The following is a 20,207-nucleotide window of genomic DNA, read 5'->3' as shown; positions in this document are numbered from 1 at the left end:
TCAAAATAGTAAATTCAGAAATTATAGGTCAATGAGAAAAACACCTTCCCAGCCACGCTAACTTCATTCGAAGCACATATAAAATTAAAACTAGGAGTTGTTACACTAATTTTCTTATTAGGCAAAATTGCTACGTCATATATATCATATTTACCATCAATTCCAAGCAACCAGCGTCCATTGCTAATGCTCGTGATATCAGTATCAATAAGCCAGGAACCGGTATTACTACTTACGAATATAGGCGAAGATGGTTTAGCCTGTAAAAAGGATAGTTCTACTTGCCACTCCCCGCCTTCTTCAAGCGCTCCAGCTATTAAATTTTTCTTTTTAATTATATTTATATCGGATGACATCTTTGATTGGCCACTAATTTTTCCCTTACCAGTTGCTAACCATTGTAGGGGGACCCCTGTATCTAGTGCACAAGTTACTACTAAATCACCTGGAAAATAATTTCTACGTATCCAAGTACTAACTGTACCGGATGAAATCCCAAATAGTTCGCACAATTGCTTTTGCAGGGTAAATCCATAAGCGTCCATGATTCGGTGCAAAACGGCTTTGCCACCGTTTGAAGTTATCTCATCGTAAAGACCCTTACCATTTGGTAAAGCTGAAAGAGAATTAAATTTTGCATTTGCAAGCTTTCCAGTTGTAAGCCAGCGAAGGTCGTTACCCGTGTCTAAAGCACATTTAACAAATGCACTGCCTGGAACGCTGTCGCGCTGCACCCAGTTGCTGACATTAGCCGCTGGAACTCCCAGGCACTTTGCTAAAGCCTTCTGTGTAGTAACACCATATGCAGAGCACAGGCGCTCAACAATCTCTAAGGCTGAACCTTCGCTAAAATCCATACACCACCAAATAAATAAACAAATGTTGTTTACTAAAAGTCATTTGTTGATCTAGGATGTAGCACACCACATGATACACCGTAGAACAAAACGACCCTTAGGAGATACTGCGTTATGCACACTGAAAATGCAAACAGTCAAAACGCATTTGACTTAGTGCAATCTCAAGATTTTATTGCCAATGTCACAGCGATTCTGATGCCAGCCATCAGCGAAGCAGTAAACGACGCTGTAAACAAAGCCGTCACGCTTGCCACATCCCCAACAATGTCTAAACAGGATTTTGCTGCAGCCAACCGCATCAGCCTGTCAGTGCTGGAAAAATGGATTGCTAACGGTGTAGTGCTGCTCGCTCCTACCCCCTCTTTCACCTATACGCAGAACCGCACCAATCGTAAGACCGGCGAAGTGGTTGAAACCACCATGACCAAACATGGCAATCCGCTTATCAATGTTGCTGCATGGCGTGAAAAGAACCGCCAGCAGGCAATCAAATGCCGCTACATCAAACCATAACTTGATTTTGCAAGTTAAGAAGGATCTGAACATGTTTGATTTCAAGGTTTCTACCCATACCCATTACGACGATGCCTGTCGCAAATTCGCGTTAGCTCACAATATGGAAGATGTCGCGAAGGTGTCCGGGATGCGTGCGCAAACACTGCGTAATAAGCTGAATCCGGACCAGCCGCATCAGCTTACCGTCTTAGAAGTTTTAACTCTCACCGATGTCACTGAGGATGCAACGTTAGTTGATGGCCTGCTGGCGCAGATCCACTGCCTCCTCTGCGTGCCGGTAAACGAAGTCGCAGATGAAAAATTTCCTCTATATGTCATGAAAGCCACCGCAGAGGTCGGCCAGTTAGCCGCTGGCGCAACCTCTACAGAAACTATGACAGCCAACTGTAAACGTGGCCTTCTGCAAAACGTTAATAGCGGTATTCGCTGCTTAGCACTGGCTGCAATGGCAGTACAGGCGCGTATTCAGGCTAACCCAGCACTGTCCTCAACTGTTGACGCTATCAGCGGGCTGGGTGCTTCGATTGGCATCAATTGAGGGCGCTAGATGATTTCATTTGCAGCACACCTCAAGCGTCAGAATCCGTCAATGTCATACGGGAATGGCTGGATTATGGGCGAGAACGGCAGGCGCTGGCATCCGGTATTAAGCCAGCAGGTACAGGCAAAAGAGAAAAGAGGTAAATCATGGCTATTGAGGGCGATTCAATGCTGGTCGAACTTACTGCCGGCCAGAGGGTTTCGGCGCTGAATCACGTTGCCTTACTTCGCGCGCAATTGATGGGTGGTAACTGTGAAAATGATATGGCTCGTTTTTTCTCTGAAATGCGCGATGTGACAGACAGTAATTACCGGGATAACAAGCGCGCGCTGAGCGCAATTCTTTTCCTGGCTAACATCGGTAAAGACAGGCACGACGCTGAATTTAGTGAACTGACTACTGATGAAAGAAAGGCGCTTATTTGTGCAATGAATCATTTAAAAGCAGTCGTGAGTTTATTTCCAAAGCGAATGACCCTTTCTAATTAACTAACCCGATGCAAAAAAATGGCGTAAACCCGCCGGGCATTCTTTTGCCCAAATTCAGGAGAAAGAGAAATGCGAAATATCCAGACCCGTAATTTTAAAGCTGATGACGATGCGCTTAGCGCCATGCTGAATAAGGCCAAAACTGAGCAGCGTTCTGATGATGCGCTTTCAGTTTCAATCCGCCTGGCCGCACTGGCAATTCATGCCCGCCAAAAAGAAATGTCTGCAGTAGAAATTATCAAACTGTTGGATAAAGAGGCCGAGCGCTTTGAGAACCAGGCGCAGGAGCTGCATTGATGGCTGATTCAATCGATATGGCGCAGCAGCGCGCCGACGAACTGCTGGCGCGTAACATCGCCAGCGTGGTTAACCGCCCGGTGAGCGTGGCGGCTTCATTCTGCGAAGACTGTGATGCCCCAATCCCGGAGCAGCGCCGCCGCGCGGTACGTGGTGTAACTCGCTGTGTCAGCTGTCAGGACGTGGCCGAACTTCGCACTAAAGTATCAAAAGGCGGTGCGGTATGAGCACGATTCTGAAGTGGGCGGGCAACAAGTCCCGGGTAATGCCGGAACTGCTGGCGCACCTGCCTGAAGGTGAGCGCCTGGTCGAACCCTTCGCCGGTTCCTGTGCTGTTATGATGAATACCGATTTCCGGGCCTATCTGGTTGCGGATATAAACCCTGACCTTATTAATCTTTACCGCCAGATAAAGGAGCATACCCGCCCGTTTATCGTTGTTGCGGCCAGCCTGTTTAATCAGAACACAACCGGTGAAAGCTATTACGCTGTTCGTGAGGCATTCAACCATAATCCGGCATTGCCTCTTCTGGAGCGCGCCGCTTATTTCCTGTACCTGAACCGCAATGGCTATCGTGGTCTTTGCCGCTACAACAAGCGGGGCGAATTTAATATCCCGTTTGGTAACTACGCAGCGCCATATTTTCCGCTGGCCGAAATAGAAGCCTTCGCAGAAAAAGCCCAGCGTGCGACGTTCATCTGTGCCGACTTCCGCGAAACGCTGCGCCTGACTAAAGCTGGCGATGTGGTGTATTGCGATCCGCCTTATGACGGGACTTTCGCGGACTATCACTCTGCAGGTTTTGGCAAAGATGAGCATCACGATCTGGTCAGCATGTTGCTCGACGTCTCGGAGCGTTGCCCGGTTGTAGTTTCAAACAGCGACACCCTCTATACCCGCAGCATTCTTCGCGATTTCAGTATTACCAGCATTAGCGTAGCTCGTTCGGTTGGCGTTGCCGCAGGTGAAGGAAAGCGCGCATCAGAAATCATTGCGGTACGGCAGCCTAAAGTCGCCCTCATTTTTACTGGCTTCGATATGGCAGCTGGGCCGGACCGCTCTGTGATAGTGGAGGTACAGCAATGATCGATATGCGTTGCTTCGACCCAGGTGTTATGAACCTTGTTACCGTTTCTGGAGGTAAAGACAGCCTTGCTCAGTGGCTGCTGGCTATTGAGGCAGGAGTGACATTTGAGGCGGCTGTCGCCGATACAGGACATGAACACCCTGAAACCGTCAAATATCTGGAATACCTTGAAACTAAACTCGGTCCATTGCGCCGCGTCAGGGCTGACTTCACACAGCGTATAGCTGACAAGAGAACGTTCGTAAAAGATAAGTGGCCAGTTACCCTGGTCAGAGATTTAGGATTCACAGAGGAAGAGGCTGCAAAGATAGTGCGTCGTGCACTGAATGCCCTTAAACCTACCGGCATTCCCTTTCTTGATATGTGTATCTGGAAAGGCACATTCCCTTCCACTCAGCGTAAGTTCTGCTCTTTCGAGCTTAAACAGATCCCGATGCAGGAGCAGGTTGTAGACCCGCTGGTTGCAGAGGGTAAGCACGTCATTACATGGCAGGGAGTTCGCGCCCAGGAATCCGCAAAACGGGCAGAGCTGCCTGAGTGGGAAGCAGGGTTTGACCTCGGGCCGGGCCTGTCGATTTACCGGCCGATCCTTAAATGGACGCATGATGAAGTTTTTGCGCTGGCCAGGCGTCACGGCATCAAGCCAAACCCTCTTTATCAGCAGGGGTGCAGCCGTGTCGGTTGTATGCCATGCGTTAACGTAAACAAAGCTGAACTCGGGGAAATCTTTACCCGCTGGCCTGAAGAAATAAGCCGGGTTGCTGAGTGGGAGCGGATTGTAGCGCTGTGCTCGCGTCGGGGGAACGCAGCATTTTTCCATTCAGGAATGGATCCCGTTAAGGCAGAAACAGACGGCAGTAAGGTAACTTTAACTTCACACGGCATTGAAACCTATCGCGACTGGGCGCTGACAACGCGCGGTGGCCGTCAGTTCGACATGTTCGCAGCTATGGATAACAAGTCCGCCTGCAGCAGCGTCTATCTGGGGGTTTGCGAGTGATTCAGGAATACGCCTACCCGTGGAACGCTCCACGGGAAGCCATCGCCAGCCCTTATCCCACTTATGAGGAAATGCACAGCCGCAGTCAGATGATTGCGGCTTTAGTGCGTGCGCAGGAGCTACTCGAAAAGCAGCCGACGCTGATTCAGTTTGATGTGAAGCGTCGAGTCAGCGAGTTGGAAAAAACACAGGGTATTGATCGTGCCAATGCGTACTTAACGAAAACTTTTGTTGAGCGCACATTGCCACGCGTTGAAATCGTTAACGCTCAATATCGCCTCGGTGAAATGAGTCACGGCACGTTTAACCTGCTGGAAGGCAATGCTACTAAACAGGCAGGCGCAGCCAGTGCGGGCGGCACACTTTGGGAGCTGATGCGCCGCTTTAACCGTCTGCCGGATATGGCGCGCGCCGACGTCGAACTACTGGCTGGGGATGTTGCTAATTTCATCCTCGCCGAGTTGTTGCAGGCACACGCGCAGGCTAGCGACGAGTCAGATTACAAATACACTCACCGTCTTTACATGACCGCCGCCACCATAACCCGCGAGCTGAGCCAGACGCCTCCACTGTGGGAAAAGGTCACGTCACGCCTTTTTGACCCGGAGGAAGTTACTCCAGCAATCCTGCGTATGCAGACTGATAAATGGTGGAAAGGCAGGCTGCGTCGAGTCGCCGCATCCTGGCGTGAACATCTCCAAATCGCACTGGCAAACGTCAGCAAAAAGCATACACCCTATGCCAGCAGCATGACCGTTTCAGAGTGGCGCGAACAGAAGCGCCGCACCCGTGAATTTCTTAAGGGAATGGAGCTTGAAGACGAGGAAGGCAACCGCATCAGCCTGCTCGAGAAGTACGACGGCAGCGTAGCTAACCCGGCGATCCGTCGCTGCGAGCTGATGACCCGCATTCGCGGTTTCGAAAACATCTGCACCGAAATGGGCTTTATCGGTGAGTTTTACACCCTCACCGCCCCGGCTCGCTATCACGCCACAATCAAAACCGGGCATCGAAATCGCAAATGGAACGGTGCCAGCCCGGCCGAGACACAGCGTTATCTCTGCAGCGTCTGGCAGAAAATCCGCGCCAAGCTGCACCGAGAAGAAATCCGCATCTTCGGGATCCGCGTTGCTGAGCCTCATCATGATGCGACCCCGCACTGGCACATGCTCATGTTTATGCGCCCGGAGCAGGCTGAGCGCGTGCGCGAGATCATGCGCGACTACGCCTGGCAGGAAGACGGCAGCGAACTGACAACCGAAAAGGCCCGTAAGGCCCGTTTTCACGCCGAGGCTATTGACCCGGAGAAAGGCAGCGCGACGGGTTACGTTGCTAAATACATTTCCAAAAATATCGATGGCTACGCGCTGGACGGCGAGACTGACGACGAAAGCGGCAAAGACCTTAAGGAAACCGCCTCGGCCGTTTCTGCCTGGGCGGCACGCTGGCATATCCGTCAATTCCAGTTTGTGGGCGGCGCGCCGGTCACGGTTTACCGCGAACTGCGCCGCATGGCTGACAGCGAAACCGCACACGGACTTAGCGTCGAGTTTGCGGCAGCGCATGATGCAGCCGACGCAGGCGACTGGGCCGGATACGTTAACGCGCAGGGCGGGCCGTTCGTGCGCCGTGACGAGCTGGCCGTGCGCACCTGGTATCAGGCAAGCGAAGACGTGAATGAGTACGGAGAGGAAACCGTGCGTATCAAGGGTGTTTACGCAACTGAAGTTGGCGACGATACGCCAATTTTAACCCGTCTGATGCAATGGAAGATTGTCCCGAAACGTGCCGTTGATTTAGGTTTTGAATTTAAGGACGCGTCCGCGTCCTCTCGGAGTTCTGTCAATAACTGTACGGAGCCAACAGGCTCTGAAGCAGCTATCGATTTCACAAAGCCCCCTACTCGCGCCGAGCAAAGAAGGATTATTAAGCGATTAAGAGAAAAGCCAGCGCAGGAACAACCTGAGCCGGACAAATACCCACCTGAAGTGAGTCAATGCACAGAACGGGAGGCGTTGAAAAAGAGTTTCTTCGAGATCTCTAGGTTAACACTGTCCGACGGCGAAGCTGTGCGCATGATGAAAGGCTATACAATCAAGGTTGGGGAGCTTTCTTACTGGAGCGGTACAAGCGGCTATCTGTTCCATAGACGGAACAAGAATCCTACTCCCTTAAAAAGATTTAAAGCTCTTGCGAAAAAAAGCGGCATACCTGTGCCTGATTAATAAAACGGCAGTCGGACTAATCTGAGCCGCACGATTCTTTACGATTCCAAAACGTCATGATACTGTTTATACATACAGTATATTTTGACTAGAAGGAGTTAATCATTTGATGGACATAGATAATCTAAGCGAGACGGTTGCACGCATCCAGTTCATTGCTGACGTATCACTGATCGCACACTGCAAAGAAGATGAATTAAAAATGGCACTGTCGATGATCAGCGACCTAGCAGGGACAATCGACACATCTGTTTTCGAAGCTGCCATATACCGCCAGGCTGAATGATTAATTGCCCCTTCCCTACCGTTCACTAGCCACCTTTCAGGTGGCTTTTTGCTTCTGCATCAAAGTGCATATGCTTGCATGAATCCGCATGATCCAGATTGGATCGCTCAACGCATGTAAAGCCAGTGCTGGCGGGTTGAGAGGTAACACATGCACATGCATGAAAAGCGATGCATAAAGCGGGCAGGCGTGGCGGGGATAGCATTGCGCGCGAAGGGTCAAACATGTATCCGTTACACGCTCAGGGGAGAATATTACGATTGCATAATAAAGATCTGATGAGAGATTTGATTCTTGAGTAGGTTAAGTTTTTTTGACGAGAAGACATTATAACGGAGTTGTGCCCTATAGATGCATGAGCCAGCAACTTTGATTAAACATTACAGTGTCATGACTTTTGACGGTCGTAGTACTCGATAATTTGTAAGGCAACTGCTGCAACTTGGACCATTTCATCACGGCTCGTGCCAGCGCATTTTCCCCCGTAATAATCATGCAAAATAGCTTGGTTAAATTCACCAACCTCTTCACCTAAGATTGAAGCCCATAGGAAAGGATTGAGATCTCGATCAGCCCCCCATTTAGCATCTTGGCGTTCCATTTCTGCGATTACATCTGTAAGAGCATTTGAACTGAAATGTTTATTACTCATTTAAACTCTTTAGACAAAGGAATTGACCTACTCATTTATCATCAAAATTATCTTTAGTCTACATCTATAAGTAACATTAATACTTTAAGAGCTACATTTTTTTTGCTATAAATTCAGTTATACCAATTTTAAAAGCGACAAGCCCTTGGAAATTTCCTTTCACAGCAGACACTTAAGGGATATCTGTCTCATGCAAAGCTATGCGGATGAAGTTCTGGGCATCCGTTTATCTGAAAAACTGATATCACGCCTTTTTGACATTAAGGCAATAGATAATGTATTGGAACTTCCCGTAGGAGGTCCTGTCTCAAGCTTTCAGGATGACGAAGAATACATTATAATCAAGTTAGACTCTAAGGTAAGTATGGGGTTCATATGTGTTCACGCAAAGCCTCCAAAAAATGATGATAATTCAATAAATTGGAAAGCAGTAAGACGTATTAAGTTAATGTTCATAGGTGACGAAAAATGATTGGTACACTAGATTTTAGCCCAGACCGGGTATCTCCTCCTGGCGACACAATCATAGACCTCATGGATGAGCATGGGCTTACCGATGCAGAACTTAGCAAAAAGATTGGTCTCTCAGTTTTGAAGGGCCAGCAGCTTTTGCTCGGAAATTTATCTTTGAATGAATGCATGGCATTGAAGTTGCAGGATATATTTAATGTTTCAGTAGAGTTTTGGCTCAAGCGAGAAGGTGCCTACCGAGAACATATTGAACATTTAAATGCTGTCAACAAAGAATGGCTTGAATCACTTCCAGTAAAAGACATGGTTAATTATGGATGGATACCTAAAGCATCAACACGTGAATTAAAATTCAAACATTGCTTAGACTTTTTTGGCATTAAATCTGTGAATGATTTTACATATAAAATGGAAAATGATGCTCCATTAGTTGCATTTAGAAAATCCCTAAGTCTTAAAACTGTTCCAATGGCAGATTTGGCATGGATAGTAAAAGCAAAAAAAATAAGCAATAGTCATGCCTGTAAATTATGGAGCAAAGAAACTTTAATAAGTTTGCTTCCAGATATTCGTCGACTCTCAAATGAACCTGATATAAAAAAATTTATTCCGCAGCTTAAAGAAATTTTTGCTAAAGCAGGCGTTTCGTTTGTTGTCTTGCCAACTCCTTCAGGATGTCGTGCAAGTGGTGCAACATGTTTTTTCAAGCCTAATCATGCCACTCTTATAGTGAGTTTTAGACATCTCACTGATGATCACTTCTGGTTCACTTTGTTCCATGAAATTGGACATCTGATTCTTCATGATGCAATTAACATTCGTATAGAAGGAGAAACAGAACTTAGTTCAAAGGAAGAAGTTGAAGCAGATCAATTTGCTATTGATACATTAATACCTAAGCCTTTTCAGAGGAAAATTAAAGACTTCAGAGCTAAAGACTGGAAAGTAATAGTACGTACTGCGAAAAAGATAGGTATTTCAAAAGGGATAGTTGTGGGGCATTTACAACACATTGGTAATGTACCGTATTCTCACCTTAACCGACTTAAGGTGAGATATAAAAAGGATGATATAATCTAAATGCTCTATCCCCCGAAATATTTATAGCTGTCGGGGGATTTTTGCCAGTTACAAAGGGCGTCCTCCAAAACCTGCATCTTCAGATATCCTATAGGTAAAATTTCTGCAAGAAGGGACAGTTTTTCGTTTAATTCTGACACTGAATCTACACCATTTTTATTATTGCTAAAAAGAAGTCTACATCCTTTAATAGGGCCAGTTGAGCCTTTCAAAAAAAGATGGCCTGGCTCTAAGTTTAGTAATTTTGTTTTTCTAAGCATAGTTAGATAATCAAACTTTGCTGTTCTGCCGAAGGAAATGACACTCCTCATATTTGAGTATAATATCTCAAAGAGTAGATCAGGACCCGTTGAAATTGTTTCAGCCTCAGCAAATCTCGCTTCATGGCTTTTTGTATTGCCAATAAATTCAATATAAGACTTAAAAACCTTGGGTATTGAACGTCTTGAGTCATCTTTTAGGGTTTCATATTTCCTATGATTTCCATATTGTCTCTCTTTACTAGTGGAAACCAAATGCGATGACGATTTTTCATACCATTTTTCGAAATCCTCAAAATTATCAGTAATATTCTCCCAAGTCCAAGTTATTGTACCTAGCCCACTGTATATATCTCGGCATAATTGCCATTTTGTTTTGATGTTTTTTCCAAAATGAGTAGACAAAAATATTAACCAGCATGCCTCATCATAGTGGCCTGTTTCATTATGCAGTTTAGCTGCAATAAGTGGATCAAAGTGAATTGAGTTAGGCTCCATCCTAAGCTGGCTATAGTTCTGTTTATTGTTAATGGCTTCCACATATTGTATTCTACGAATGCTGTCTATCAGTTGCATAGCAAACGTTTCGTAGTGAGCATCAGAAGTTAGGCCCAGCAAAGAACATTCGTTATTTGAAAAACTTTTGAGATCCGATACAAATTTTTGAACTTCATGATGCCTTCTCATTTTCATTTTCCTTCAAAAAAAATCTTAAACGAATCATTTTTTAATTTTGCAATTTCATCATGCGCTTCCTGTAAACTATCATCATCTCTGAGTAAATAGTTTATTTTTATCAATCTCATCAAATCTTTCCAGTAGTCATTTAATTCGGAGTAGTCAATATTAAAGAATTTGTCATTTCTCAAGCTTTCTTCTACTTTAAGTATCTGGAATCTCAAATCTAAAGAATTTATTGCAGGCATTTCATCCATAATGGATGCGGTACTCATGAAACCTTCTCTTTGTAAAGCACAAACTTTAGGAAGATCATCTTCATACAAATGCATACTTGATACATAATGATAATACTGACCCAAGCCGCAATTTAAAATTCTAGCAATAAATTCCTGAATCATTGTAAAGGCAAATATATCGTGAGTTAAGCCTTTAAATGCATCGTTGGAGCGCATATTAACAAATAGATTTAGTTTTTCATCTCTTATTAGGAACTGAAGTGAGATTGTGCATGGTATGTCTTTATACTCTTTAGAATCATTTAATTTTAATGCCAGATCTGAGGCATCAAAAAGTTGCACTAAAGCTCTTCGGCTAGTTTTTTTATGGCTCAGTTGAGTAATAATATTCTCTAACTGATTATGTATATTATGCATGCTAAAGATGCGAGGGCCATATCCTCCTCGGATTGTACCATCATCTTCAGCAAATTCTTTGTAAATAGAGATATACCGTTCAATAAAGCTAAGTTTATTGTCACCAGTCAAATACCATAGAAACTCACCCATGCAACTGATTATTTTACTCCTGGACTCAGTTCTACTAACGCGCTTAACCGGGTCAGTAAGAACTAAGCTAGCTCCAAGTATCTCTATGGTATCGCCTTTAGACGCTTTAATTCTTGAACCATCTTTGATGATTGCCGCATGAACTTCCTTAAGAAGATCATCAATACAGTCTGCTTCTGCAAAGAATGTCATAATACTACATCCTGTAAACTATTTAAGTTTACTTATTAACACCATCGCATTACGTAGTCAATTAGCCCTTACAAAAGTTTTAGCGCACTTCAGTTTCAGCTATTCCATATAAGCCTCTAGATTTTAACTCTATATACAAAAAGCTAAAATCCTCATATAAAACAGATAAATACTTAGATCTTGCAGCAAGATAACTCTTGATTCATTCTAATGAATATTGGCGAAATTCAATCACTGTGCATCCTATCCAATCATTTATTTCTTTCATCCTTTCTTGTAGAGGTGTCAGTTCATTACGTACAAACACCTGCGCCGCTTTCACCGCATCCCCAAACCCGCCAGTATTATCCGGGATAATCCCCATCATCTGCGGCGGCACGCGGTGCGCGCTTAACAGGTCGTCGCGGCTGGCTTTCTTGATGTTAAAGAAATCGTCTTTCGTCGCAACTTCACTAAGCGGAAGAATCTTGATCCCGTCCGGCTTACCGTTCGGCGCGTACATGAACAGGTTGCGGAAGTTACCCAGCCCTTTCGTGTCGCGCATCGCCTGGCGCATCCGGTCAACGTCGCTGCTGCTCTGTGCCGCGTCGGTCATATACAGGATGTAACCCGCGTGCGCGCCGTTCTGGTAATACTTTCGACGGAACAGGGTCGCCGCCTCATTCAGCCAGGCGGAGTTAAGCGCGCTGAGGTATTCCGGCAGGCCGTAAAGCTCCTGATTAATATCCGGCTCCAGCAGGTGAAACACGCTGCCGGCCGAAAATTCGTGCGGCTCTTTCCAGTCATTCACAAACCAGTAAACGCCATCCTTCACGCCTCTGCGGGTGAATTTTGCCGGGGTGGTTTCAAGGCGCAGCGGCATACCCAGACTGTTACGGCGCAACTCGGCAAAGGCATTACCGAAGACCAGATAATCCAGCGCAAATTTGCTGAACTCCTGCTGACTCATCATCGGGTGCGGGATAAAGGTTGAAGCCAGAATGTTGCGCTTTACGTAAATCGGCGAACTATGGTGAACGGCTGCGCGCAAGCTTTTTGCCAGCCCGTTAAAGCTGACCGGCGGCTCAAACCAGCGCCCGTTACCGATGCACTCGGCGTAATCCAGAATGTCGCGCTTATCCATGACCGGCGTCGGCTCGCCGAAGGTAAACGCCTCGGCCTGCTGCTGCGGTGCGGTTGCCTGTACCGGCTGTGTGGTGGCGGTTTGGGCCTTGCGGCCTCTGCATTTGCTCATCAGTAAAATTCCAGAATTGAGGGATTAGCGCCGCCGCTGGCTGCGGTAAGCGGTTCGTTTAACAGGGCGTGCATGATGGCCCAGGCGACGTCGGCGTGGCTGGCCTCTTCGCTGCGGCTCGCTTCATAGGTTGAGCGGTTACCGCTGGCCGTCATGGTTTTGCGGATAGCCATAAACGACTGCGTGATATCCGTCGCCCCGGCGTCATACTCAAGCCGCCCGCTGCTGATGGTGTCTTTTGCCTTCAGTACCATTGTTGTTTTAACCTCTGGCGAGTATTTGATTTCGCGCGCGGCCGGGTAAAACTGGCGTACCAGCTGGAAAACACCCTGGCCGATGCCGGTCGCATCCACGCCGATATATTCCACGGTGTATTTTTTCGTTAAGTCCTCGATAGATTTCGCCTGCGCGGCAAAGTCCATGCCCCGCCACTGGTGACGTTCCAGCACGCGGAACTTACCGCCCGCAACGAGCGGCGGTGCGATTACCGCACAGCCTGCGCTGTCGCCGGTGTGCGACGGGTCATACCCGATCCAGACCGGCCGGTATGCAAACGGGCGCGGCAGGTACGGGTTAAAGTCTTCCCACTCTTCCAGGCTGTCGATCATGCAGCTCTGCAGCTCGGCAAACGGGAACACGCTCGCCTCATCATCGACAAAATCACACATCAGCAGGTTCTGATATTCCGCCGGGCTGTATTCAAGCTGCAGTTGCTCAATGTCGAACAGGTTGCAGCCGCCGGCCAGCGCATCCTCAACCGTCACGATCTGCCGCCACTGCCCATCACCGCACAGCGCGCCTTTTGCCAGGTGTGAATGCGACAGGTCTATCTCGATGCGCTCATCTCTGTTACGCCGACCCTTGTTAAACAGCTCGCCTGACCAGAACGGATAGGCGCTGTGTGAAAGAGCCGACGGCGTGGAAAAATAGGTCGTGCGCCATTTCTTGTGCAGCGACATGCCGCTGGCAACTTTGCGCAGCTCCTGGAATTTCGGGATCCAGAAATATTCATCTAGATAGAGGTTGCCGGTATAGCTCTGCGCGGTACGCACGTTGGTGCCGAGGAATATCAGGCGCGCGCCGTTCGGCAGCACGATGGGATCGCCTTTCAGGTCAACGTCAGCCTGGCGGGCGAAGTCGATGATGTAGTTTTTAAAGACGTGCGCCTGCGCTTTACTGGCTGAAAGGAATATCTGATTACGCCCGGTGGTCAGCGCATCGATCAGCGCCTCGCGGGCAAAGTAGAACGTTGCGCCAATCTGGCGGGACTTCAGGATATTGCGGATGCGGTGAGTCAGCCCGGCTTTATGCCAGTTGAGCTGATACTCAAAGCAGTTATCCATAAACACGCCGGTCAGCTTGTCGATCTGCTCGTCGCTAAACTCGTTTTTAACGACCGGCTGGCGCTCGCCTCTGTTGCGGTTGCGCACGTTGGGGTTTAAGTCGGCCTCGTTGCCGCTGCTGCGGTAGCGCTCAACGCGGGCAAGGCGCTCAATCTGACGGCCGAGCGCGTCTATCTCTTTGTAATCACCATTCCCTTTTACCTCTTTCATGATGAGCTGAATCAGCCGGGTTTCCATGCTGGATTCCACGCGACTGATGGGCGCGACGTTGTCCCACGCGTCGCGCAGCTTCCAGCTTTGCACGGTTGGCGTTTTCTGTCCGAGCGTCTCCGCAATCTGGCGCACGGAATAACCCTGCCAGTAAAGCAGCGCGGCCTGACGGCGCGGATCGCTGATGATGGTTGTCGGTGTCATGTTCATACCGGCAAGGCTACCGGGGCCGAAAATGGCGCGCCTGCTGTCCCTGTTTGCTGATGCATCAGTGGGCTGGCATTCGTTGAGGGATAGTGTGGCGACGGGGAAACTGGCCCCGAACCGACCCAACACCTGACCGGAGCCTGATTAATGGCAGCAATCAAAGCAAAGCGTTTTCGTATCGCAGTTGAAGGCGCAACCACTGATGGCCGCGCAATTCCGCGTGAGCACATTGCGCAAATGGCGAAAAACTATGACCCGACGATGTACGGGGCGCGAATTGACCTTGAGCACATCAAAGGCATCACGCCTGACAGCCCGTTTCGCCGTTTTGGTGACGTGGTGGCGCTGTCAGCTGAAGAAATTGCTGACGGGCCGCTAAAAGGCAAGCTGGCGCTATACGGGGATATCGATCCAACAGATGAGCTGGCTGCTATGACCAAAGCACGCCAGAAAATCTATACATCAATTCAGTACAACCCCAAGTTCGCGGATACCGGTGAGGCATATCTAATCGGCCTGGCTGTTACCGACAATCCGGCCAGCCTCGGCACGGAAATCCTGAGCTTCAGCGCCTCGGCGAACACTAACCCGCTGGAATCCCGCAAGCAGCATAAAGACAACCTTTTCAGCGCCGCTGAAGAAACTGTCATTGAGTTTGAAGAAGTGGCCGAGCCGTCGCTGTCCCTTCTGACGCGTATCACCGCCATGTTTACCGGCCAGAAAAAGGCCAGTGGCGAGCAGTTCGCCGACGTCAGCGCGGCGGTAACGGCCGTCGCTGAGCAGGTACAGCTGAACGCGGAGAGCCAGACGCAGGAGCTGTCTGCTCTGGAGCAATCCGTCACCGCACGCCTTGAGGCTATCGAGCAGCAGGCCGGGGAAGACCGCGCCGCTTTCGCTGCGCTGCAGAGCCAGCTTTCGCAGACCGACGGCAGCTTTAACCGCCGCCCGGCGGCAACCGGCAGCGATCCGAAGTCCGGCGCGCAGACCGACTGCTAATCAGGCGTTGCCTGAACGTTAAAACCCAACACAGAGATAAACAGGAACGCAAATGCGCAAGAATACCCGCTTCAAGTTTAACCAGTTCATGACCCGCCTTGCCGAGCTGAACGGCGTCGAAACCGACGACATGAACAAAAAATTTACCGTTGAGCCGTCGGTCACGCAGACCCTGATGAGCCGCGTGCAGGAGTCTTCTGACTTTCTGACCCGCGTCAACATTGTGCCGGTGTCCGAAATGAAGGGCGAGAAAATCGGGATCGGTGTATCCGGCTCGATTGCCAGCGTGACCGACACGGCAGGCGGCGACGAGCGCGAAACCGCTGACTTTGCTGCGCTGGATAAGCAGGGCTATGAGTGTGTGCAGGTCAACTACGACTTTCATATCCGCTATAACACCCTCGACCTGTGGGCACGCTATGAAGATTTTCAGGCCCGCCTGCGTGACGCCATCGTAAAGCGCCAGGCGCTTGACCGCATCATGATCGGCTTCAACGGCGTGACCCGCGCCAAAACCTCGAACCGCGCCAAGAACCCGATGCTGCAGGACGTGGCCGTAGGCTGGCTGCAGAAGTACCGCAACGATGCACCGGCGCGCGTGATGAGCAAAATCACCGAGGAAGACGGCACCGTCGTTTCTGAAAAAATCCGCGTCGGCAAAAACGGCGATTATGCCAGCCTCGACGCGCTGGTGATGGATGCCACCAACACCCTGATCGAGCCGTGGTATCAGGAAGACCCGGAGCTGGTTGTTATCGTGGGCCGTCAGCTGCTGGCTGACAAGTACTTCCCGATCGTCAACCAGTCGCAGGCCAACACCGAGCAGCTGGCCGCTGACGTCATTATCAGTCAGAAACGCATCGGCGGTCTGCCAGCGGTGCGCGTGCCGTACTTCCCGGCCGACGCCATGTTTATTACCCGCACCGATAACCTGTCGATTTACTGGCAGGAAGGTACGCACCGCCGCCTGATTGACGAAGTGCCGAAGCGCGACCGCATCGAAAACTACGAGTCCATTAACGAGGACTACGTGATCGAGGATTACGCGGCCGGTTGCCTGGTTGAAAACATCGAAGTCGGTGTGTTCGCTGAACCTGCAGCCACAACGCAGGAAGCAGCGGCAGAAAACGGCGGCGCTGCTGGCACCGGAAAAGCGGAGGCGTAACGCATGTTAAGCCCTGCCCGACGTCACCGCATGCGCCAGCAGGCTATCGAAGCCTCGCAGAACGCCGACAACCCGCTGCGCCATGCCAGCGGCTATGAGCAGATGCTCATCAAGCTGAACGACGACAAGCGCCGCCTGAAGAAAGTGCACTCGAACGAGCGCAAGGCGGAAATGAAGCGTCAGCTGCTGCCTGAGTACCTGCCGTGGGTGTCCGGCGTGCTGGAGAAAGGCAAAGGCGCACAGGATGCCGTGCTGATGACCGTCATGATCTGGCGGCTTGATGCGGGCGACTTACCCGGCGCGCTGGAGATTGCCCGGTACGCGCTGACGCATGGCCTTATGTCGCCAGACGGCTTTAAGCGCGCCAGCCTGCCTTACCTGCTGGCAGAGGAAGTCGCCAGCGCGGCAACGCGCGCCTGGACGGCAAAAGAGCCGGTCGATATTGACCCGCTGCTGACAACCATTGCGATGACGGAATCTGAAGACATGCCCGATCAGGTGCGCGCCAAGCTGCACAAGATAACCGGGTATGTGCTTCGCGATGCGGGCAGGGCTTCGGAGGCGATGACCCACCTTGTAAGGGCGCATCAGCTGCACGACGGCTGCGGCGTCAAAAAAGACATTGAGCGGCTGGGAACGGCGATGAAAAAACAGGCCATCGCCAGCCGCTGACCGAACGCGACCCCGCGCACGGGCGGCAGGACGGCAACGCACTTTCAGTGTCTGCGTCGTCCTCCACCGCCCACCTATTTCAAAGGCCGATTATGAATAACACGGTTGTTATCCCCGCCCCGCGACCGGCAGACGCTGCCGAGCCGCCGGTAAAGAATACGTTTTTCTGGCCTGACGTTGACCTGCTGCAGCTGCGCGATTCGCTGCGCTATGAGGGAACGGTCACGGCGGTGCGCCTGCGCCTTGCCGTGAAAACGGCGATTTCAGAAGTAAACGCCGAGCTGTACGACTGGCGCGCCTCGCAGATGGCAGCGGGCTTTAAGGTGCTGGCCGACGTGCCTGCGGAATCTCTGGACGGCGAGAGCGAAAAGGTCACTGCGTACCTTGCCGCCGTCAGCGCGCTGACCGCCGCCACCATCGTCGAGCGCTATCGCGGCTACGACGCCAGCGGCACGAAAAAAGCGGGCGAAATCGAGGCGAGCGCCGACGAGTACTGGCGCGACGCGCGATTCAGTATCAGCCGCATCGCCGGTAAGCCTGGCTGCATTGTGGATCTGCTCTGATGAACGTTTACGCGCAGCAGGGCGATACCGTTGACGAAATCTGTCAGCGCTATTACGGGCGAACCGGTCAGGCCGTCGAGCTGGTTTATGCAGCTAATCCGGGCCTCGCCGAAAGCGGGCCGGTGCTGCCGCACGGCTGCGAGGTGACGCTGCCTGATCTGCCTGAATCTTCAGCAGGTGAAACCGTCAACCTGTGGGACTAAAAATGGAAAAAATCAGCTCTGTGATCAACTACCTGATTGGCCTCATCCTGATGTGGTTCGGCCGTCATACGCCACAGGATATCGCCTTTATGGTCGGTTCCGGCGTGGCCGTTATCACGCTTATCACTAACGTGGCGACGTTCTTTATCAACTGGCATTACCGCCGTAAAACCTACGAGCTGCAGCGCCTGCGGGGGGTGAGCCTTGAGCCAGACCGTTAAACGCTGCGCCGTGGTGGCCGTGCTGGCGATTGCTGCGCTGCTGCCTCAGTTCAAAACCCTGAAAACGTCCGAGGCCGGGCTTGCGCTCATCGCCAACGCCGAGGGGTGCCGCACCTCGCCTTATCAGTGCAGCGCCGGAGTCTGGACTAACGGCATTGGTCACACAGAGGGCGTAACCCCGCAAAGCCAGATCAGCGAGCGAAAGGCGGCGGTCAATCTTGTGTATGACGTGATGCGCGTCGAGCGCGGGATCGATGCCTGTATGTCGGCTGAGATGCCGCAGCCGGTCTATGACACCGCCGTTTCATTCGCCTTTAACGTCGGCGTGCGCGCGGCCTGCAGCTCGACCTTTGCCCGTTACATCAGGCTGCAGCACTGGTCTGATGCCTGTAATGAGCTGCGGCGCTGGGTGTACGTTAAGGGCGTTAAAAATCGCGGGCTGGAAAACCGCCGCGCGAATGAGACAGCCTACTGCCTGCGGGGTGTCAAATGACGCGGCTGATAGCTCTGCTTCTGGCCGTCGCTCTGCTGGCGCTGGGCGTGACCGGCTGGCAGTGGAAAGTTGCAAAAGACGACCTGACCAGCGCACAGCGCATTATCGGCACGCTGTCGGCCGGTATCGAGAGCCGCGACCGGGCGATAGCCAGGCTGGACGCGGATGCGAAAGCCAGCCAGAAGCGCGAGGCCGAGCTGCGGCTGATGCAGGGCCGTGCCAGCACGGCCGCGCTTAACCGTGAAATGACCATACAGAGAGAAACCGATGCGAATCCGATACTGCGTGACTGGTCTGCTGCTGATCTGCCTGACGATGTTATCCGGCTGCACGCCCGTCCGGCCTTCGCCAGCGCCAGAGATTATCTGGATTGGGTGTCCGCGCGTGACAAGCTGCCCGGTGCCGGGAAACAGCCTTAAAACGGCGGGCGATCTGGCGGCGGACAATCGCCAGCTTGAGGCCGCACTCGCCGCCTGCGGGCTGCAGGTCGAAATAATCAAAGACTGCCAGGAGCAGCACGATGCTTAAACCGCAACAACTGCGCCAGACACTGACCGACAGCGTGCCGGAGCTGCAGCGAAACCCTGACGCGCTGAACGTGTTTATCGACAGCGGGCGCATCGTCTCGACGCTTGCCAGCTCGCTGTCGTTTGAATACCAGTACCGGCTTAACATGGTTATTACCGACTACGCCGGTAACATCGACCTACTGATCGTGCCGCTGCTTGCCTGGCTGCGAACGAATGAACCCGACATTATGGCAAGCGAGGAAAAGCGCCGGACAGGCTTCACCTTTGAGGCGGATGTTATCAGCGACACGGCCAGCGATATCAGCATTGAGCTGCAGCTGAGCGAGCGCGTGATCGTGAAGCAAGCCGACGACGGGCTGCACGTGACCCACGTCGGCGAGAACCCGCTGCCGGAGAATGACGCGCGGCCGGTGCAGCTTTACGTTAAAGGCGAGCTGGTCAGCGAGTTACAGACATGAGCGAGCTGCAGCTGGTAAACGACCGTCTGGAGGCGCTGATCAGCAGCCTGTCAGCGCCGGCACGCAAAGAAATGGCGCGAACCATAGCGAAGAAGCTGCGCGCGAGTCAGCAGCAGAACATTAAGCGCCAGCAGGCACCTGACGGCACGCCCTTTAAGCCCCGCAAAGCGCCACCGGTGCGCAGTAAAAAGGGCCGGATAAAGCGCGAGATGTTCGCAAAGCTGCGCACGGCAAAATACATGAAGACACAGGCCAGCCCGAATGAGGCTGTGATCGAGTTTGCGGAGAACGTGCAGCGCATGGCCCGCGTGCATCATTACGGGTTGCGCGACAGGCCGTCACGTAAAGGTAAAGAAATAAAATATGAAGCGCGTCCGCTGCTCGGTCTAAATGAAGCTAATTATGAAATGATCAAGCAGGTTATAATCAACTTTTTTGATTTATGAGGCCCTATTTCCAGGGCTCCATCTGTATTAATTATTGGTATTTG

The 20,207-nt window shown here is 51.0% G+C and carries 29 protein-coding genes; 23 read left to right on the top strand and 6 right to left on the bottom strand.

Features of this window, described 5'->3' with window-relative positions:
• Positions 1 to 14: 14 nt before the first annotated feature.
• The gene (locus tag ACTJKZ_RS03680; RefSeq protein WP_440829260.1) at positions 15 to 857 is read right to left on the bottom strand and encodes a phage repressor protein CI; all 843 of its coding nucleotides are present in this window, start codon (positions 855 to 857) and stop codon (positions 15 to 17) included.
• A 114-nt stretch (positions 858 to 971) separates the two neighbouring features.
• On the opposite strand from ACTJKZ_RS03680, the gene ACTJKZ_RS03675 reads away from it, so the two are divergent.
• The 10 genes from ACTJKZ_RS03675 (at position 972) to ACTJKZ_RS03630 (ending at position 7,301) form a co-directional block, all read left to right on the top strand.
• Positions 972 to 1,373, top strand: a complete 402-nt coding sequence (locus ACTJKZ_RS03675) for a hypothetical protein (RefSeq protein ID WP_440829259.1) — start codon at positions 972 to 974, stop codon at positions 1,371 to 1,373.
• Positions 1,374 to 1,404: 31 nt separating this feature from the next.
• A complete protein-coding gene (locus ACTJKZ_RS03670; RefSeq protein WP_440829258.1) occupies positions 1,405 to 1,914 on the top strand; it encodes a phage regulatory CII family protein in 510 nt (169 codons plus the stop codon).
• Between the two features lie 9 nt (positions 1,915 to 1,923).
• Positions 1,924 to 2,127, top strand: coding sequence for a phage filamentation protein Fil family protein (locus ACTJKZ_RS03665; RefSeq protein WP_440829257.1), 204 nt, complete (start codon positions 1,924 to 1,926; stop codon positions 2,125 to 2,127).
• The gene (locus ACTJKZ_RS03660; protein ID WP_440829256.1) at positions 2,064 to 2,405 is read left to right on the top strand and encodes a DUF5347 family protein; all 342 of its coding nucleotides are present in this window, start codon (positions 2,064 to 2,066) and stop codon (positions 2,403 to 2,405) included. The genes ACTJKZ_RS03665 and ACTJKZ_RS03660 overlap by 64 nt, the downstream gene beginning before the upstream one ends.
• A gap of 69 nt (positions 2,406 to 2,474) precedes the next feature.
• Complete coding sequence (locus ACTJKZ_RS03655) at positions 2,475 to 2,702, top strand: DUF2732 family protein (RefSeq protein WP_440829255.1); 228 nt, start codon at positions 2,475 to 2,477, stop codon at positions 2,700 to 2,702.
• Positions 2,702 to 2,929 carry a TraR/DksA family transcriptional regulator gene (locus tag ACTJKZ_RS03650; protein ID WP_307745785.1) on the top strand — a complete coding sequence of 76 codons (228 nt, stop codon included), beginning with the start codon at positions 2,702 to 2,704 and terminating at the stop codon, positions 2,927 to 2,929. The genes ACTJKZ_RS03655 and ACTJKZ_RS03650 overlap by 1 nt, the downstream gene beginning before the upstream one ends.
• Positions 2,926 to 3,789 (top strand): DNA adenine methylase, encoded by an 864-nt coding sequence (locus tag ACTJKZ_RS03645; RefSeq protein ID WP_440829254.1) that lies wholly within the window; start codon positions 2,926 to 2,928, stop codon positions 3,787 to 3,789. Before ACTJKZ_RS03650 ends, ACTJKZ_RS03645 begins: the two co-directional genes overlap by 4 nt.
• Complete coding sequence (locus ACTJKZ_RS03640; RefSeq protein ID WP_440829253.1) at positions 3,786 to 4,790, top strand: phosphoadenosine phosphosulfate reductase domain-containing protein; 1,005 nt, start codon at positions 3,786 to 3,788, stop codon at positions 4,788 to 4,790. The genes ACTJKZ_RS03645 and ACTJKZ_RS03640 overlap by 4 nt, the downstream gene beginning before the upstream one ends.
• Positions 4,787 to 7,015: a replication endonuclease gene (locus tag ACTJKZ_RS03635; RefSeq protein WP_440829252.1), complete on the top strand. Its 2,229-nt coding sequence runs from the start codon at positions 4,787 to 4,789 to the stop codon at positions 7,013 to 7,015. Before ACTJKZ_RS03640 ends, ACTJKZ_RS03635 begins: the two co-directional genes overlap by 4 nt.
• Positions 7,016 to 7,124: 109 nt before the next feature.
• Positions 7,125 to 7,301 carry a hypothetical protein gene (locus ACTJKZ_RS03630; RefSeq protein WP_033779013.1) on the top strand — a complete coding sequence of 59 codons (177 nt, stop codon included), beginning with the start codon at positions 7,125 to 7,127 and terminating at the stop codon, positions 7,299 to 7,301.
• Positions 7,302 to 7,689: 388 nt separating this feature from the next.
• Here the strand turns inward: ACTJKZ_RS03630 and ACTJKZ_RS03625 are convergent, their stop codons facing one another.
• Positions 7,690 to 7,953 (bottom strand): MazG-like family protein, encoded by a 264-nt coding sequence (locus ACTJKZ_RS03625; RefSeq protein ID WP_440829251.1) that lies wholly within the window; start codon positions 7,951 to 7,953, stop codon positions 7,690 to 7,692.
• 190 nt (positions 7,954 to 8,143) lie between these two features.
• Here ACTJKZ_RS03625 and ACTJKZ_RS03620 point away from each other — a divergent pair, with 190 nt between their 5' ends.
• Both ACTJKZ_RS03620 and ACTJKZ_RS03615 read left to right on the top strand, forming a co-directional pair.
• A complete protein-coding gene (locus ACTJKZ_RS03620) occupies positions 8,144 to 8,425 on the top strand; it encodes a killer suppression protein HigA (RefSeq protein WP_440829250.1) in 282 nt (93 codons plus the stop codon).
• A complete protein-coding gene (locus ACTJKZ_RS03615) occupies positions 8,422 to 9,504 on the top strand; it encodes an ImmA/IrrE family metallo-endopeptidase (protein WP_440829249.1) in 1,083 nt (360 codons plus the stop codon). Before ACTJKZ_RS03620 ends, ACTJKZ_RS03615 begins: the two co-directional genes overlap by 4 nt.
• 5 nt (positions 9,505 to 9,509) lie before the next feature.
• On the opposite strand, the gene ACTJKZ_RS03610 is transcribed toward ACTJKZ_RS03615, so the two are convergent.
• The 4 genes from ACTJKZ_RS03610 to ACTJKZ_RS03595 all read right to left on the bottom strand — a co-directional run bounded on the left by ACTJKZ_RS03610 (position 9,510) and on the right by ACTJKZ_RS03595 (position 14,419).
• Complete coding sequence (locus ACTJKZ_RS03610; protein WP_440829248.1) at positions 9,510 to 10,451, bottom strand: hypothetical protein; 942 nt, start codon at positions 10,449 to 10,451, stop codon at positions 9,510 to 9,512.
• 2 nt (positions 10,452 to 10,453) lie between these two features.
• A complete protein-coding gene (locus ACTJKZ_RS03605; RefSeq protein ID WP_440829247.1) occupies positions 10,454 to 11,422 on the bottom strand; it encodes a thymidylate synthase in 969 nt (322 codons plus the stop codon).
• Positions 11,423 to 11,624: 202 nt separating this feature from the next.
• Complete coding sequence (locus tag ACTJKZ_RS03600; RefSeq protein WP_440829246.1) at positions 11,625 to 12,656, bottom strand: phage portal protein; 1,032 nt, start codon at positions 12,654 to 12,656, stop codon at positions 11,625 to 11,627.
• Positions 12,656 to 14,419, bottom strand: coding sequence for a terminase ATPase subunit family protein (locus tag ACTJKZ_RS03595; RefSeq protein WP_440829245.1), 1,764 nt, complete (start codon positions 14,417 to 14,419; stop codon positions 12,656 to 12,658). The genes ACTJKZ_RS03600 and ACTJKZ_RS03595 overlap by 1 nt, the downstream gene beginning before the upstream one ends.
• A 144-nt stretch (positions 14,420 to 14,563) precedes the next feature.
• On the opposite strand from ACTJKZ_RS03595, the gene ACTJKZ_RS03590 reads away from it, so the two are divergent.
• The 11 genes from ACTJKZ_RS03590 to ACTJKZ_RS03540 all read left to right on the top strand — a co-directional run bounded on the left by ACTJKZ_RS03590 (position 14,564) and on the right by ACTJKZ_RS03540 (position 20,163).
• Complete coding sequence (locus ACTJKZ_RS03590; protein ID WP_440829244.1) at positions 14,564 to 15,412, top strand: GPO family capsid scaffolding protein; 849 nt, start codon at positions 14,564 to 14,566, stop codon at positions 15,410 to 15,412.
• A gap of 52 nt (positions 15,413 to 15,464) precedes the next feature.
• Positions 15,465 to 16,577 (top strand): phage major capsid protein, P2 family, encoded by a 1,113-nt coding sequence (locus ACTJKZ_RS03585; RefSeq protein WP_440829243.1) that lies wholly within the window; start codon positions 15,465 to 15,467, stop codon positions 16,575 to 16,577.
• A gap of 3 nt (positions 16,578 to 16,580) precedes the next feature.
• Positions 16,581 to 17,249, top strand: a complete 669-nt coding sequence (locus ACTJKZ_RS03580; RefSeq protein WP_440829242.1) for a terminase endonuclease subunit — start codon at positions 16,581 to 16,583, stop codon at positions 17,247 to 17,249.
• Positions 17,250 to 17,341: 92 nt separating this feature from the next.
• The gene (locus tag ACTJKZ_RS03575; protein WP_440829241.1) at positions 17,342 to 17,812 is read left to right on the top strand and encodes a head completion/stabilization protein; all 471 of its coding nucleotides are present in this window, start codon (positions 17,342 to 17,344) and stop codon (positions 17,810 to 17,812) included.
• On the top strand, positions 17,812 to 18,015 hold the full coding sequence (locus tag ACTJKZ_RS03570; RefSeq protein ID WP_064704198.1) for a tail protein X: 204 nt from the start codon (positions 17,812 to 17,814) through the stop codon (positions 18,013 to 18,015). The genes ACTJKZ_RS03575 and ACTJKZ_RS03570 overlap by 1 nt, the downstream gene beginning before the upstream one ends.
• Positions 18,016 to 18,017: 2 nt before the next feature.
• Positions 18,018 to 18,236, top strand: a complete 219-nt coding sequence (locus ACTJKZ_RS03565) for an HP1 family phage holin (RefSeq protein WP_010255079.1) — start codon at positions 18,018 to 18,020, stop codon at positions 18,234 to 18,236.
• A complete protein-coding gene (locus ACTJKZ_RS03560; protein ID WP_440829240.1) occupies positions 18,220 to 18,729 on the top strand; it encodes a lysozyme in 510 nt (169 codons plus the stop codon). The genes ACTJKZ_RS03565 and ACTJKZ_RS03560 overlap by 17 nt, the downstream gene beginning before the upstream one ends.
• The gene (lysB, locus tag ACTJKZ_RS03555; protein WP_440829239.1) at positions 18,726 to 19,148 is read left to right on the top strand and encodes an Rz-like lysis system protein LysB; all 423 of its coding nucleotides are present in this window, start codon (positions 18,726 to 18,728) and stop codon (positions 19,146 to 19,148) included. The genes ACTJKZ_RS03560 and lysB overlap by 4 nt, the downstream gene beginning before the upstream one ends.
• Positions 19,045 to 19,257 (top strand): Rz1-like lysis system protein LysC, encoded by a 213-nt coding sequence (lysC, locus tag ACTJKZ_RS03550; protein ID WP_440829238.1) that lies wholly within the window; start codon positions 19,045 to 19,047, stop codon positions 19,255 to 19,257. The genes lysB and lysC overlap by 104 nt, the downstream gene beginning before the upstream one ends.
• Positions 19,250 to 19,717, top strand: coding sequence for a phage tail protein (locus ACTJKZ_RS03545; protein WP_163851786.1), 468 nt, complete (start codon positions 19,250 to 19,252; stop codon positions 19,715 to 19,717). Before lysC ends, ACTJKZ_RS03545 begins: the two co-directional genes overlap by 8 nt.
• A complete protein-coding gene (locus tag ACTJKZ_RS03540) occupies positions 19,714 to 20,163 on the top strand; it encodes a phage virion morphogenesis protein (protein WP_440829237.1) in 450 nt (149 codons plus the stop codon). The genes ACTJKZ_RS03545 and ACTJKZ_RS03540 overlap by 4 nt, the downstream gene beginning before the upstream one ends.
• The last annotated feature ends 44 nt before the right edge of the window (positions 20,164 to 20,207 follow it).

Source organism: Pantoea sp. 22096 (genome assembly GCF_052045955.1).
Lineage (GTDB): Bacteria > Pseudomonadota > Gammaproteobacteria > Enterobacterales > Enterobacteriaceae > Pantoea > Pantoea alfalfae.
Note: the sequence above shows the minus strand (reverse complement) of the source record. Positions and strands in the feature narration are given on the sequence as shown.